We start from the raw sequence: 12,511 nt of genomic DNA, 5'->3' as shown, positions 1-12,511 counted from the left end.
TGCCGGGCGACGCTCAATCAGCACATGACGCTCGTATCAGTCCGCGAACGGCGAGGCCGCCGCCCATCCCGCGCGAGCGGGTTCGTTCTTCGGCCCATGGCCGACCTTCCGCGTCCGGCCCATAAGCGCCGCTCGGATCACGCTCGCGGACAATCCGAAGCGGCCGGTCCCGGCCGCTGTCGACGACATGGGGGGTAATCAGTCTGCTCGTCCGAGTTCGGGCCGAGGCTACCTGTCCGGTTCAAAAAGTTGGCGATCGGTTCGGGAGAACCGATTCTGCCATTCAAGACCGTATGGGAAGCAAAAACGTCATGGCTTATTCTGAGCCTCGCCGACGCTTTTCCTAACGATGAGATTTCCGCTTACAAGCACTTTCACCGCAGGCTGTCTTTCTTTCGATACGATGAGATCATCGAGGAGTCTTATCGCCATCGCTCCGATCTTTTGTTTGGGAACATTGACCGACGTGAGGGCTGGCTCGATCATGTCGCTCATTGGGAGATTATCGAACCCTACGATCGAGACGTCGCGTGGAATTTCGTAGCCACGATCGCGCAAGGCCTTGATGAAGCCGTACGCAACGATGTCGTTTGCGCAGAGATAGGCTTCTGAGATCGGACGGTCCTGAGCGAGCTGCGTTTCGGCATCCCGGTAGGCGCCTTCGAGGGTCGAGTCCACGGAGAGGATAGCCCCGTCCTCCACCTCCAGCCCGAGCGATGACATACCATGCAAAAAGGCATTGTGGCGAAGACGGAAATTAGTCACCGCCGCATAGCTGCTGACGAGACCGATACGTTGAAAACCGCGTCCCTTGAGATAATTGAGCGTCTGAAAGATCGCTTGCTCGTTATCCATGTCGACGAAATTGGCATCGAGAAATGGATGGTAGGTATCGATGAACACTGTTGGAAAGCCGCAGCGCAGCAGACTTTGAACATCCTCCTCCTGGCCTGCNATGTCGACGAAATTGGCATCGAGAAATGGATGGTAGGTATCGATGAACACTGTTGGAAAGCCGCAGCGCAGCAGACTTTGAACATCCTCCTCCTGGCCTGCCCCCAACCGAGTGGTCCGGGGCAAATCTTAGTGCATGACAGGCCTTGGCGCCAAGGCTGGCGTGGCCGGTGAAGCCGGGCCGGATGGCGAAGCGGGCCATCGGCAAGGCGCTCGTCCTGCATCGCGACCAGGAAAGCCTCGGCCTCCGCCTCGATCGCCTCGGCAAGCAGCCGGCGCGCACCGTCACGCAACACCGACGTCAGCGGGTCGTCGATTGCCTCGGGCTTCCAGCGGGTGTTCCAGGAGAATGGCGGCACCGTCGTCCAGTAGCTGTGGCCGCCGCTGAACACCGCGGATTACGGCTCCTACATCACCCAGATCGACCCCGACGTCGATGCGATCTGCGGCGACCGTATTTGCCTAATTTAATGGCGAAATTGATCGTGGCTGATAAATTAGCCTAAAAAATAGACGATTCTTCTCTGATGCGGCTTCCTCGATGCGTTAGGGGAGGGGCCGCCAGCGGGGCGGTCGCGCCTCCCATGGCCCGCGACGGCATTTGGCACGCGCTTTGCTAACCATCCAGTCGTGACCTCCGGTGACAACGGAGGCGAAACAACTGGAGAGCGCGTATGACATCCCCTATCACATGGCTTCGCGGCGCTGTGGCCGCGGCCACTATGGCCAGCGTGGCATTGACCGGCGCAACCGCCCAAGAGAAACCTTCCGGCGATCCGATCAAGGTCGGCGTCCTGCATTCGCTGTCGGGCACGATGGCGATCTCCGAGACGACCCTCAAGGACGTCATGGAGATGCTGATCGAGGAACAGAACGCCAAGGGCGGTCTGCTCGGACGGCCGCTCGAGGCGGTCGTCGTCGACCCCGCCTCGGACTGGCCGCTATTCGCCGAAAAGATGCGCGACCTCGTCTCGGCGCAGGACGTGGCGGCGGTGTTCTGCTGCTGGACGTCGGTGTCGCGGAAGTCGATCCTGCCGGTCGCCGAGGAACTGAACACGGTGGTGTTCTATCCGGTGCAGTATGAGGGCGAGGAATCCTCGCGCAATAACTTCTACACCGGTGCCGCGCCGAACCAGCAGGCGATCCCGGCCGTCGATTATCTGATGGAAGAAGGCGTCGAGCGCTGGGTGCTGGAAGGCACCGACTACGTCTATCCGCGCACCACCAACAAGATCCTCGAGCAGTATCTGAAGGACAAGGGCGTCGCGGCGGATGACATCAAGGTCAACTACACGCCGTTCGGCTTCTCCGACTGGCAGACCGAGGTGTCGTCGATCAAGGAGTTCGGCGCGACCGGCAAGAAGACGGCGGTGGTCTCGACGGTGAACGGCGACGCCAACGTGCCATTCTACAAGGAACTCGCCAATCAGGGCATCGAAGCGACAGACATCCCCGTCGTCGCCTTCTCCGTCGGTGAGGAAGAACTCGCCGGCATTGACACCGGACCGCTGGTCGGCCACCTCGCCGCCTGGAACTACTTCCAGTCCGTCGACACGCCGGAAAACGCCGAATTCATCAAGAAATGGAAAGCCTATCTCGGTGACGACAAGCGCGTGACCAACGACCCAATGGAAGCCCATTACATCGGTTTCAACATGTGGGTGAAAGCGGTCGAGAAAGCCGGTACCACCGAGGCCGACGCCGTCATCGCGGCGCTGCCGGGCGTCGAGGTGCCGAACCTGACCGGCGGCACCGCCAAGATGCTGCCCAATCACCACATCACCAAGCCGGTGCTGATCGGCGAGATCAACGCGGACGGCCAGTTCGACATCGTCCAGGAGACCGACCTGGTCGAGGGCGATGCCTGGTCGGACTTCCTGCCGGATTCCAAGATGCTGAAAGCCGATTGGACCGACCCGATCAACTGCGGCAACTACAACACCGAGACGAAGAGCTGCGGCAGCAAGGAGGCGGCGGCCAAGTGAGCCTCCGCGCCTCCTAGACGTCCGCCTTCCTCCCAAGGCGCGACCCGGTGGGGGCGGCCATGCCGGCCGTCCCCGTGACCTTCGATCCCGATCAGGACGCTCCATGAACGATCTCCTGCGCTGGTGCCTTGTCGGCCTCCTGGCCTTCGGTGGCGCGCTCCTCCCGGTTGCCGCCTTGGCCCAGGACGGTGATCCGGCGGTAATCATCCAGAAATTCGGCGGCAAGCAGAGCTTCGACGACACCGAGGCGGTGATCGCCGAACTGGCCGCCACCGGCGAACCGGAAGTTGCCAGGACATTGCGCGCGCTGTCCGCCGGCGACCTCTACTGGCGCGAATCCGACGAAGCAGTGTTCATCGTGACCGGCAAGGGCAACGCGGTCACGCTGCGCGATCCGCTGACCGGCAAGGAGGCCGGAACCGCTCCATCCGGTGATCTGACCAAGGTCCGCATCAAGAATTCGATCCGCAACGCCATCACCGGCGCGCTCGGCAGTTTGACGCTTCGCGCCGCCGACCCGAACGTGCGGCTGAGGGCCGCATCGACGCTGTTTTCGGATGCCGATCCCGACATGCTGGAGCCGATCGAGGCGGCCCTCGCTGAGGAAACCGACCCGGCGGTCAAGGCACGAATGGAAGAAGCCCGCGCTTCGGCAATCCTTGCCTCCCACCGGCCCGCCGCCGCCAAGGCGGAGGCCGCCGCAATCCTCGAAGCGCGCGGCGACCGGGAATCCCTGACGATGCTCACGCGTTTCGCCGCCGCGACCGCCGATCCGGCGGCGCGGCAAGCCGCCGAAGCGGCGGTCGCGGGAATCGAGAGCAACATCGCCTTCTGGAATCAGATGCAGAACATCTGGTACGGATTGTCGCTGGGCTCGGTCCTGTTGCTCGCCGCGATCGGCCTCGCCATCACCTTCGGCGTGATGGGTGTGATTAACATGGCGCATGGCGAAATGGTGATGCTCGGCGCCTACACGACCTTCGTCGTGCAGGAGGTCATCCGGGTCGACGCGCCCTGGCTGTTCCCCTGGTCGCTGGCGATCGCCCTGCCGCTCGCCTTCCTCGTTTCGGGTTTCGTCGGTCTCGTCATGGAGCGCGGCATCATCCGCTTTCTCTACGGCCGGCCGCTGGAGACCCTGCTCGCAACCTTCGGCGTGTCGCTGATGCTGCAACAGGCGGTCCGTACGATCTTCGGCCCGAGCAATCGCCAGGTCGGCAATCCCGACTGGATGTCCGGCGCCTTCGACATCGGCCTGATGTCGGTGACCTGGAACCGGCTGTGGATCATCGTTTTCTCCCTGGTCGTTTTCGCCGGGCTGCTTCTGGTACTTAACCGCACGGCGCTCGGCCTGCAGATGCGGGCGGTGACGCAAAATCGGAAGATGGCGTCGGCCATGGGCATCCGCACGCCGTGGGTCGACGCGATGACCTTCGCGCTCGGCTCGGGCGTCGCCGGGATCGCCGGCGTCGCGCTCAGCCAGATCGACAACGTCTCGCCCAGTCTCGGCCAAGGCTACATCATCGACAGTTTCATGGTCGTCGTCTTCGGCGGGGTTGGCAATCTGTGGGGCACGCTGGTCGGCGCGATGAGCCTTGGCATCCTCAACAAGTTCCTTGAGCCCTATGCCGGCGCGGTGCTCGGCAAGATCGTCGTCCTGGTGCTCATCATCCTGTTCATCCAGAAACGGCCGCGCGGCCTGTTCGCCCAAAAGGGAAGGTTCGTCGACGCATGATCCTCGCGCGCTTTCTCGGCCCAAGGGTCTTCATTCTCGTTGCAGCGCTTCTGGCCGCCGCCGTGCTCGTGCCGATGGCGAGCCTGTGGCTGCCGGCGAGCCACCCGCTGCATGTCCCGCCCTATCTGGTGCCGCTGTTCGGCAAATATGTCTGCTACGCGCTTTTGGCGCTCGCCCTCGATCTGGTCTGGGGCTATGTCGGCATCCTGTCGCTTGGCCACGGCGCGTTCTTCGCCCTCGGCGGCTACGCCATGGGCATGTATCTGATGCGCCAGATCGGCCCGCGCGGCGTCTATGGCGATCCGGTGCTGCCCGATTTCATGGTCTTTCTCAACTGGCGGGAACTGCCCTGGTACTGGACCGGCTTCGACCAGTTCTGGTTCGCGGCGATCATGATCGTCGCCGCGCCCGGCCTGCTCGCCTTCGTCTTCGGCTATTTCGCCTTCCGCAGCCGCGTGACCGGAGTGTATCTCTCGATCATCACCCAGGCGATGACCTACGCGCTGCTGCTGGCTTTTTTCCGCAACGACATGGGATTTGGCGGCAATAACGGCCTGACCGACTTCAAGGAGCTGCTCGGCTTTCCGCTGCAGGCCGCCTCGACCCGCGCCGGACTGTTCGCGGCGAGCTGCGTCGCGCTGGCGCTCGGTGTCCTCCTCGTCGGCTGGATCACCCGCTCGCAGCTCGGCAAGCTGATGGTCGCGGTGCGCGACGCCGAAAGCCGGACCCGCTTCATCGGCTGGCGGCCGGAGCATGTGAAGCTGTTCGCCTTTACCGTCTCGGCGGTGATGGCCGGCATTGCCGGGGCGCTCTACGTGCCGCAGGTCGGCATCATCAATCCGGGCGAATTCGCGCCGGTCAATTCCATCGAGATCGTCGTCTGGGCGGCCGTCGGCGGACGCGGCACGCTGCTCGGCCCGGTCATTGGCGCGCTGCTGGTCAATTTCGGCAAGAGCACCTTCACCGCAATCGCGCCGGAATCCTGGCTGTTCGTGCTCGGCGGCCTGTTCGTCTTCGTCACGCTGTTCCTGCCGAAGGGGATCGTCGGCACCTTCGATCATGGCTGGCGGTCGTGGCGCGATCGCCGCGCGTCAGTCGAGGCCGAGAAGGGGGAGGCGGCGTTGACGGGCGATGCGCAGCCCGTCCCGAACCCGGCGGAGTAAAACGATGAGCGACATGAACCCCGCCAGCGAAACGACCCGGCCCCCCCAGCCGGCGGTTTCGCCCCACCCTTATGCGACGCAGCGCGCGGCCCTGCTCGCCGAGCAGGCGGCGGGAAGCAAACGCAGGGATACGCTGCTCTATCTCAGCGGCGTGACCAAGAGCTTCGACGGCTTCAAGGCGATCAACAACCTCTCGCTGGTCGTGGCGAAGGGCGAGATGCGGGCGATCATCGGACCGAACGGCGCCGGCAAGACGACGATGATGGATATCGTCACCGGCAGGACCCGGCCGGACGAGGGCGAGGTCTATTTCGCCGGCGATGTCGATCTGACCCAAGAGGACGAGGCGGCGATCGCCAACATGGGGATCGGTCGCAAATTCCAGAAGCCGACGGTTTTCGAGGGGCATTCGGTCGAGGACAATATTCGCCTGTCGCTCGCCGGCTCGCGCTCGATTTTCAAGGCGCTGCTCCATCGCAAGGACGCCGCCGAGCAGGCAAAGATCGACGCGATTCTGGAAACCACACGCCTTAGAGGCCGTTTCGAAACCCTGCCAAGACCAGCCTCCATGGTTCACCCGGGACGCCCAAACCCGCGGAAATCGGGTATCATGTCATTGCGGAGCGACCATCCGAGGGGCCTTTGAACCCGCCGCAGTGAGTTTCGAAACGGACTCTTAGCGAAAAGCGGCGAACGCCAGCCGCCGACCTCAGCCACGGCCAGAAGCAATGGCTGGAGATCGGCATGCTGCTCGCCCAGGATCCAGAGCTCCTGCTGGTGGACGAACCGGTGGCCGGCATGACTGACGCCGAGACCGAGGAGACCGCCCGGCTGCTCAAGGAAATCGCCCGGACGCGCTCGGTCGTCGTCGTCGAGCACGACATGCATTTCGTCCGGGCGCTGGGGGTCAAGGTCACCTGCCTGCACGAGGGCTCGGTGCTGTCGGAAGGATCGCTCGATCATGTCTCGGCAGACCCGCGCGTGGTCGAGGTGTATTTGGGGCGATGAGGGGCTTGCCATGCTGACCGTTTCGAATGTCGATTTGTATTACGGTGCCGCCCAGGCCCTACGCGGTGTCTCGCTCACGGCCAAACCCGGCGAGATCACCTGCGTGCTCGGCCGCAACGGCGTCGGCAAGACCTCGCTGTTGCGCGCCATCGTCGGCCAGCAGCCGATCCGCGCCGGCCAGATCGCCCTCGATGGCGACGATCTCGGCCGCTCCGCTCCCTACGCCCGTGCACGAAAGGGAATCGGCTTCGTGCCGCAGGGCCGCGAGATATTCCCGTTGCTGACGGTGAAGGAGAATCTTCAGACCGGCTTCGCGCCGCTCAAATCCGCCGACCGGTCGATCCCCGAGCATGTGTTCGAGCTGTTCCCGGTTCTCGCCGACATGCTCGGCCGGCGCGGCGGGGATCTGTCCGGCGGCCAGCAGCAGCAACTCGCGATCGGCAGGGCATTGGTGACCCGGCCCCGGCTGCTGGTGCTCGACGAGCCGACCGAGGGCATCCAGCCGTCGATCATCAAGGATATCGGCCGGGCGATCCGCTATCTGAAGGATCAGTCCGGCCTCGCGATCCTGCTTGTCGAGCAATATCTCGATTTCTGCCGGGAGCTCGCGGACCAGGTCTACATCATGGATCGCGGCGAGATCGTCTTCGACGGCCCCGCCGAGGGGCTCGACGATCCCGAAGTACGCAAGCACCTGACGGTTTGAGCTGGCGGCAGTCGCAAGGATGCGGCAAGCACGGCCTATGCAGATTCACCTTCCTCAAATGCCCGTGAATCGGCCGCTCGACTCGCCGTCGCTTCCGGCCGAAGCCGGGCGTGTCGTTCCGATGCAGCGCGCGGCCGGTTCGGCGACAGCGGAATTCCAGCTCGTCACGGGCCGCACGCGTCTGAAGCGCTTGCACCAGTCCGGATGCCTGAAACTGCGGTTTCCCCGCCTGCCGCGGCCAGAGGCCGAGGCGATCCTGATCAACACGTCTGGCGGGCTGACCGGCGGTGATCGCATCGACCAGACCTTTGCCGTTTCGGATGGCGCCAGCCTGACGGTGACGACCCAGGCCTGTGAGCGCGTTTACCGGGCGGCGGAAGGCCATGCCGCCGTCGCGACGCGCATCGCCCTCGGGCCCGAGGCGGGTTTTCATTGGCTGCCGCAGGAAACGATCCTCTATGACGGCGGCGCGGTCCAGCGCTCGTTGGATCTTGAGGCGGCCGAATCCTCCCGCTTCCTGTTATGTGAAAGCGTGATCCTCGGACGCGAGCGCATGGGCGAGACTGTCGAGGCCGGTCTGTTCCGCGACCGCTGGCGTGTGCGCGTCGGCGGCCGGCTGGTGTTCGCCGACGATCTGCGGCTCGACGGCGCGATCGCCGAGGCGACGGCGCGGGCCGCCAGCCTTGCCGGCAACCGGGCCTTCGCCACGTTGGTCGCGCAGGGGGCCGGTGCCGAACGCGGTCTTAACGACATTCGTGCGATTATCGGGGAGGCAGGGGGCGCGAGCCTTGTCGGCGGCTTGCTCGTCGCCCGCATCATGGCGCCTTCGGGTTTTCTGTTGCGCAAGCGGTTGGTTCCGCTGCTGTCGGCTCTGACGAACGGGCCGCTGCCGCTTGTATGGTCGCTCTGACGAACCGGCGAAGGATGGACGGATGCAACTGACCCCGCGCGAAAAGGACAAGCTGCTCATCTCCATGGCCGCCATCGTGGCGCGGAAGCGGCTGGAGCGGGGCGTCAAGCTGAACCATCCGGAGGCGATCGCGCTGATCAGCGACTTCGTCGTCGAGGGCGCGCGCGACGGTCGCTCGGTGGCGGATCTGATGGAGGCGGGGGCGCATGTGATCACCCGCGATCAGGTGATGGAAGGCATTGCCGAGATGATCCACGACGTGCAGGTCGAGGCGACGTTCCCGGACGGCACCAAGCTGGTGACGGTCCACGAACCGATCCGCTGAGGATCGGCGCGGGGGGCGGTCGAACGCCCAGCCCATAGAGGCGATCGATCAGCTGCCCTGCTGGACGTCCTCGTCGTTCTCGCCGGCCTGACCTTGGTCCGAGGCGCTGGCCTTCGGCATCGTCATGCTCGAAGCCTCGCTCGCGGCCGCATTCTCGGCTTCATCGAGCGAGGAGACCGCGATCGGCGCATCAGCGGCGGCGAGGCCGTTCCGCGGCGGTCCGCCGATGAAGCGATAGCCCTGCTCGACCGTTGAATAGTACGCGGTCCCGACGATTCCGTTCATGGTCACGGTGCGAATCATGACCGGGTCGCCTGACCCCGCCGATCCGGTTCATGCAAGAAGTACCGCCGCGATCACGAATGATCTCAGCATGAAGTCGACTCCCTTCTGTTGCCGGCCGTCTGGCTTCGATCGTTGCGCTTCGAAACTCTGGAACGGCCTGGCCTCGATCCTCCAGAGCCAATGTGCGGCGTCGAAAATCGGGCTTGCCGAGACAATAACGAAAGGTGGTTGCCAGAGTTTCTCGCTTGTCGCGCCGGCTTTGGTTTATCGTTTCCAAAACCCTTTCAACGACCGGCGATCGGTGGTCCCTTGAAGCGCGGCGGGAAAGGCGGCGAGAAACCCTTTGACACCTGCTTTCCGGCCTTCCATGCTCCGCACAGCAACCCGGCCGAATGCCGGGCGGACGCGACCCAATTCGGGGCGACCGTCGACCAAACGAGGGACAATCATGCTCAAACGCCTTTCTCTTACCGCCGCCTCGCTTTTCGCCGCGACGGCCCCCGCCTTTGCGCATATCAATCCGGCCGAGCACGGCTCGCTGCTGACCGGCTTCGTCCATCCGCTGCTGGGCTGGGACCACGTGCTGGTCATGGTCGCCGTCGGCATCTGGGCGGCGATGATCGGTGGCCGCGCGTTGTGGGCGGTGCCACTCGCCTTCGTCACGGTGATGAGCGCCGGCTTCGGCCTGGCGGTCGCCGGAATCGCGCTGCCCTTCGTCGAGCCGGTGGTGCTTGCCTCGGTCGTCGCGCTCGGCCTGCTGATCGCCATGGCGGTGAAGCTGCCGGTTCCGCTCGCAGCGACCATCGTCGGTGGCTTCGCACTTTTTCACGGGGCCGCGCATGGCGCTGAACTCGGCGCGTCCGGGGCGGCGGCCTTCGGTCTCGGCTTTGCCGGCGCGACGGCACTGCTGCATGGCGGCGGATTGCTGCTCGGCAACGCTCTGGTCCGGACGGCGAACCCTATCCTTCTGCGGGCGATCGGTGCGCTGTCCGCCGGCGCCGGCCTCTATCTGATGGCCGGCTGATCGTCCGCGACCGTCGAGCCGCGCCGGGCGGCTGGCAGATGTCATGCCGGAAGTCCTGCGGGCACCGCAACCGGTCGGGGAATATGATCTGATGGCGATCGGCCCGGTTCTCCTGGCCGTGCTCGTCATAATCGGTATCCGCAAGCTTTGGAGTCACTGGTCATGATCCCTGGCGAAATCATCACGGCGGCGGGCGACATCGTCCTCAACGAGGGGGCGGTTCCGGTTACGATCGAGGTCGCCAACACGGGCGACCGGCCGATCCAGATCGGCAGCCACTACCACTTCGCCGAGACCAACCCGGCGCTCGCCTTCGACCGCGAGGTGACGCGCGGCATGCGCCTCGACATCGCCGCCGGCACGGCCGTGCGCTTCGAGCCGGGGCAGACGCGCGAGGTGACGCTGGTGCCGCTCGGCGGCGCACGCAAGGTCTATGGTTTCAACGGCAAGGTGATGGGCGCGCTCTGAGGCGGCCGCGCCAGCCTCGCGATGCAATTGTTCAGCCTGTGCCTGATCCGATCAGGCCAGTGTGTTCTGCAAGGAGGAGGAAACCAATGTGCAACCAATGCGTGATCGAGGGTGTGAAGCGGACGATGCTGAGCCGGCGGCGGCTGCTCGGGGGCGGCGCGGCCGCGGCGGCGACGCTTGGCCTGGCAGGGTCGGCCCTGGCTCAGGATGCCGCGAACCCCGCTGTCGATGCCGGCAAGTCTCTCGCGGACATGGCGATCAGCGATCTGACCCATGAGCTCCATCCGGACTTCCCGACCTTTTTCGGCGAGCAGCAATTCTTCATGGAGCAGAAGTTCTCCTACGAAAAGGACAAGTTCAACCTGTTCGAGCTCAGGGTGAATGAGCACACCGGAACGCATGTCGACGCCCCGCTGCATTTTTCCGCCGACGGCCAGTCGGTCGCCGAAATTCCGGTCGAGAAGCTGATGGCGCCCCTGGTCGTCATCGACATCAAGGCGAAGGCGGCGGACGATGCGGACGCGCAGGTGACGCCCGACGACATCAAGGCCTGGACCGACGCCAATGGCGAACTGCCCGAAAACTGCTGCGTGGCGATGAACTCGGGATGGCAGCAACATCTCGATAGCGAAAAATTCCGCAACGCCGACGACAAGGGCGTGATGCATTTTCCCGGGTTTCATGTCGAGGCGGCGCAAATGCTGCTCGAAGGCTCCGCCGTCGGCATCGCCGTGGACACGCTGTCGCTCGATTTCGGCCAGTCGCCGGACTTCGCCGTGCATTATGCATGGCTGCCGGGAGGGCGCTGGGGCCTCGAATGCATCGCCAATCTCGACGCGATGCCGGCTGTCGGCGCCACTCTCATCCTTGGCGCGCCGAAGCACCGGGGCGGCTCGGGCGGGCCGTCGCGGGTTCTGGCGCTGAGCTGAGGGGGAACGCCGTGGCGACCGCGCCGATCGTTTCCGACGAGCAAGCCTGTGCCGAAGTTCGCGCGGTGTTCGACGATATCCGCGCGACGCGGGGCACCGACTTCGTCAACAATTTCTGGCGGGTGCTGGCGGCGGACCCCCGGACGCTCAAGCGGACCTGGGAGGAGGTGAAGGCGGTGATGATCGCGCCCGGCGCGCTCGATCCGCTGACGCGGGAGATGCTCTACATCGCGGTCTCGGTGACCAATGGCTGCGGCTACTGCGCGCATTCGCACACGGCGGCGGCGCGGGCCAAGGGCATGACGGCCGACCAATACGGCGAGCTTCGGGCGATTGTTGGCCTCGCCGGCAAGACCAACCAACTGGCCGACGCCCTGCAAGTGGCGGTCGATCCGGAGTTTCTGGCCTGATCGAGGCCCGCGCGCGAAGACCCGCTATTTCGGCGTCGACTGCTTTGGCGATCGCCGGATGATCGCCCGGTGCGAGCCGGGCGAGCGTCCGCGCGTCACCGCGCTGCGACCGATGGCGGTCGGACCGCTACGGGCAAAAGCGCCGGCATTGACGCTGTTGAGATCGGAGCGGCCCTCCGTTGCCCTGAGTTCGTTCGGCACCTTCGCGTCGCGCCCGAAGCGGGGAACGACCGGCCGCAGATAGCTGTCGTCGAAATCGCGGCCATAGGCGCGCTCCTCGACTGTGTCGCCGAAGATCGTGGCGCCGGGAATGTGCGGGCCGGCTGGCAGGTGCGGCGCGCCGACGATCGGCAAATCGGACATCGACATGCCGGGCACGTCTCCCATGGGGCCGGGATCGAACGTCTGGGCGACGGCCGGCGCCGGCAAGAGGAGTGCTGCGAGCTGCGCGAAACGAAACACGAAACACTCCTTTCCGGCAAATGGTCGATCGTGATCGGCGACAGCCGCGCGCGATCGCTGATGGCGGTCGGTCCATCCAGGAACGCGCCGGCAGTCTGCGCGATCCCGACAAATCGGGGAAGACAAGCCTTCGCGACCGACTTATGGTCT

Annotated in this window: 13 protein-coding genes and 2 pseudogenes; 12 read left to right on the top strand and 3 right to left on the bottom strand. The window is 64.8% G+C overall.

All coding sequences use genetic code 11. From position 1 onward, the window contains the following. Positions 1–309: 309 nt before the first annotated feature. The gene (locus VQ044_RS01045) at positions 310–855 is read right to left on the bottom strand and encodes a substrate-binding domain-containing protein (protein ID WP_442880598.1); all 546 of its coding nucleotides are present in this window, start codon (positions 853–855) and stop codon (positions 310–312) included. Positions 856–1,628: 773 nt separating this feature from the next. Here VQ044_RS01045 and urtA point away from each other — a divergent pair. The 8 genes and pseudogenes from urtA to VQ044_RS01005 all read left to right on the top strand — a co-directional run bounded on the left by urtA (position 1,629) and on the right by VQ044_RS01005 (position 8,783). Continuing rightward, on the top strand, positions 1,629–2,939 hold the full coding sequence (gene urtA / locus VQ044_RS01040; protein ID WP_327645134.1) for an urea ABC transporter substrate-binding protein: 1,311 nt from the start codon (positions 1,629–1,631) through the stop codon (positions 2,937–2,939). Positions 2,940–3,042: 103 nt separating this feature from the next. Then, entirely contained in the window at positions 3,043–4,671 is a 1,629-nt protein-coding gene (gene urtB / locus VQ044_RS01035; RefSeq protein ID WP_327650729.1) for an urea ABC transporter permease subunit UrtB, read from the top strand. Beyond that, on the top strand, positions 4,668–5,834 hold the full coding sequence (urtC, locus tag VQ044_RS01030; protein ID WP_327645131.1) for an urea ABC transporter permease subunit UrtC: 1,167 nt from the start codon (positions 4,668–4,670) through the stop codon (positions 5,832–5,834). The genes urtB and urtC overlap by 4 nt, the downstream gene beginning before the upstream one ends. Before the next feature lie 4 nt (positions 5,835–5,838). Then, positions 5,839–6,363 (top strand): annotated as a pseudogene (locus VQ044_RS01025) (ATP-binding cassette domain-containing protein); the annotation flags it as partial. Positions 6,364–6,527: 164 nt separating this feature from the next. Further along, positions 6,528–6,842: pseudogene (locus tag VQ044_RS01020) on the top strand (ATP-binding cassette domain-containing protein); the annotation flags it as partial. A 10-nt stretch (positions 6,843–6,852) separates the two neighbouring features. Then, positions 6,853–7,548 carry an urea ABC transporter ATP-binding subunit UrtE gene (gene urtE / locus VQ044_RS01015; RefSeq protein ID WP_327645130.1) on the top strand — a complete coding sequence of 232 codons (696 nt, stop codon included), beginning with the start codon at positions 6,853–6,855 and terminating at the stop codon, positions 7,546–7,548. 58 nt (positions 7,549–7,606) lie between these two features. Beyond that, positions 7,607–8,458 carry an urease accessory protein UreD gene (locus VQ044_RS01010; protein WP_327650730.1) on the top strand — a complete coding sequence of 284 codons (852 nt, stop codon included), beginning with the start codon at positions 7,607–7,609 and terminating at the stop codon, positions 8,456–8,458. Positions 8,459–8,480: 22 nt separating this feature from the next. Further along, on the top strand, positions 8,481–8,783 hold the full coding sequence (locus tag VQ044_RS01005) for an urease subunit gamma (protein ID WP_327623338.1): 303 nt from the start codon (positions 8,481–8,483) through the stop codon (positions 8,781–8,783). A 48-nt stretch (positions 8,784–8,831) separates the two neighbouring features. Here the strand turns inward: VQ044_RS01005 and VQ044_RS01000 are convergent, their stop codons facing one another. Further along, on the bottom strand, positions 8,832–9,086 hold the full coding sequence (locus tag VQ044_RS01000; protein ID WP_327645128.1) for a hypothetical protein: 255 nt from the start codon (positions 9,084–9,086) through the stop codon (positions 8,832–8,834). Between the two features lie 430 nt (positions 9,087–9,516). On the opposite strand from VQ044_RS01000, the gene VQ044_RS00995 reads away from it, so the two are divergent. From VQ044_RS00995 to VQ044_RS00980, 4 genes are all read left to right on the top strand, one after another. Then, entirely contained in the window at positions 9,517–10,092 is a 576-nt protein-coding gene (locus tag VQ044_RS00995; RefSeq protein WP_327645127.1) for a HupE/UreJ family protein, read from the top strand. A 162-nt stretch (positions 10,093–10,254) separates the two neighbouring features. Next, positions 10,255–10,560 (top strand): urease subunit beta, encoded by a 306-nt coding sequence (locus tag VQ044_RS00990; RefSeq protein ID WP_327645126.1) that lies wholly within the window; start codon positions 10,255–10,257, stop codon positions 10,558–10,560. Between the two features lie 86 nt (positions 10,561–10,646). Further along, positions 10,647–11,489, top strand: a complete 843-nt coding sequence (locus VQ044_RS00985; protein ID WP_327645124.1) for a cyclase family protein — start codon at positions 10,647–10,649, stop codon at positions 11,487–11,489. Between the two features lie 11 nt (positions 11,490–11,500). After that, a complete protein-coding gene (locus tag VQ044_RS00980; protein WP_327645122.1) occupies positions 11,501–11,899 on the top strand; it encodes a carboxymuconolactone decarboxylase family protein in 399 nt (132 codons plus the stop codon). 24 nt (positions 11,900–11,923) lie between these two features. On the opposite strand, the gene VQ044_RS00975 is transcribed toward VQ044_RS00980, so the two are convergent. After that, entirely contained in the window at positions 11,924–12,361 is a 438-nt protein-coding gene (locus VQ044_RS00975) for a hypothetical protein (protein WP_327645120.1), read from the bottom strand. Between the last annotated feature and the right edge of the window lie 150 nt (positions 12,362–12,511).

Origin of the sequence: Aurantimonas sp. C2-5-R2 (genome assembly GCF_036549495.1) — a bacterium.
GTDB classification, from domain to species: domain Bacteria; phylum Pseudomonadota; class Alphaproteobacteria; order Rhizobiales; family Rhizobiaceae; genus Aurantimonas; species Aurantimonas coralicida_A.
Note: the sequence above shows the minus strand (reverse complement) of the source record. Positions and strands in the feature narration are given on the sequence as shown.

Bases quoted from the DNA above. Each gene is read 5' to 3' on its own strand.
- VQ044_RS00995 (WP_327645127.1), top strand. From the start codon at position 9,517: ATGCTCAAACGCCTTTCTCTTACCGCCGCCTCGCTTTTCGCCGCGACG.
- VQ044_RS01010 (WP_327650730.1), top strand. From the start codon at position 7,607: ATGCCCGTGAATCGGCCGCTCGACTCGCCGTCGCTTCCGGCCGAAGCC.
- urtC (WP_327645131.1), top strand. From the start codon at position 4,668: ATGATCCTCGCGCGCTTTCTCGGCCCAAGGGTCTTCATTCTCGTTGCA.
- VQ044_RS00990 (WP_327645126.1), top strand. From the start codon at position 10,255: ATGATCCCTGGCGAAATCATCACGGCGGCGGGCGACATCGTCCTCAAC.
- VQ044_RS01005 (WP_327623338.1), top strand. From the start codon at position 8,481: ATGCAACTGACCCCGCGCGAAAAGGACAAGCTGCTCATCTCCATGGCC.
- urtE (WP_327645130.1), top strand. From the start codon at position 6,853: ATGCTGACCGTTTCGAATGTCGATTTGTATTACGGTGCCGCCCAGGCC.
- VQ044_RS01045 (WP_442880598.1), bottom strand. From the start codon at position 855: ATGGATAACGAGCAAGCGATCTTTCAGACGCTCAATTATCTCAAGGGA.
- VQ044_RS00985 (WP_327645124.1), top strand. From the start codon at position 10,647: ATGTGCAACCAATGCGTGATCGAGGGTGTGAAGCGGACGATGCTGAGC.
- urtA (WP_327645134.1), top strand. From the start codon at position 1,629: ATGACATCCCCTATCACATGGCTTCGCGGCGCTGTGGCCGCGGCCACT.
- VQ044_RS01000 (WP_327645128.1), bottom strand. From the start codon at position 9,086: ATGATTCGCACCGTGACCATGAACGGAATCGTCGGGACCGCGTACTAT.
- urtB (WP_327650729.1), top strand. From the start codon at position 3,043: ATGAACGATCTCCTGCGCTGGTGCCTTGTCGGCCTCCTGGCCTTCGGT.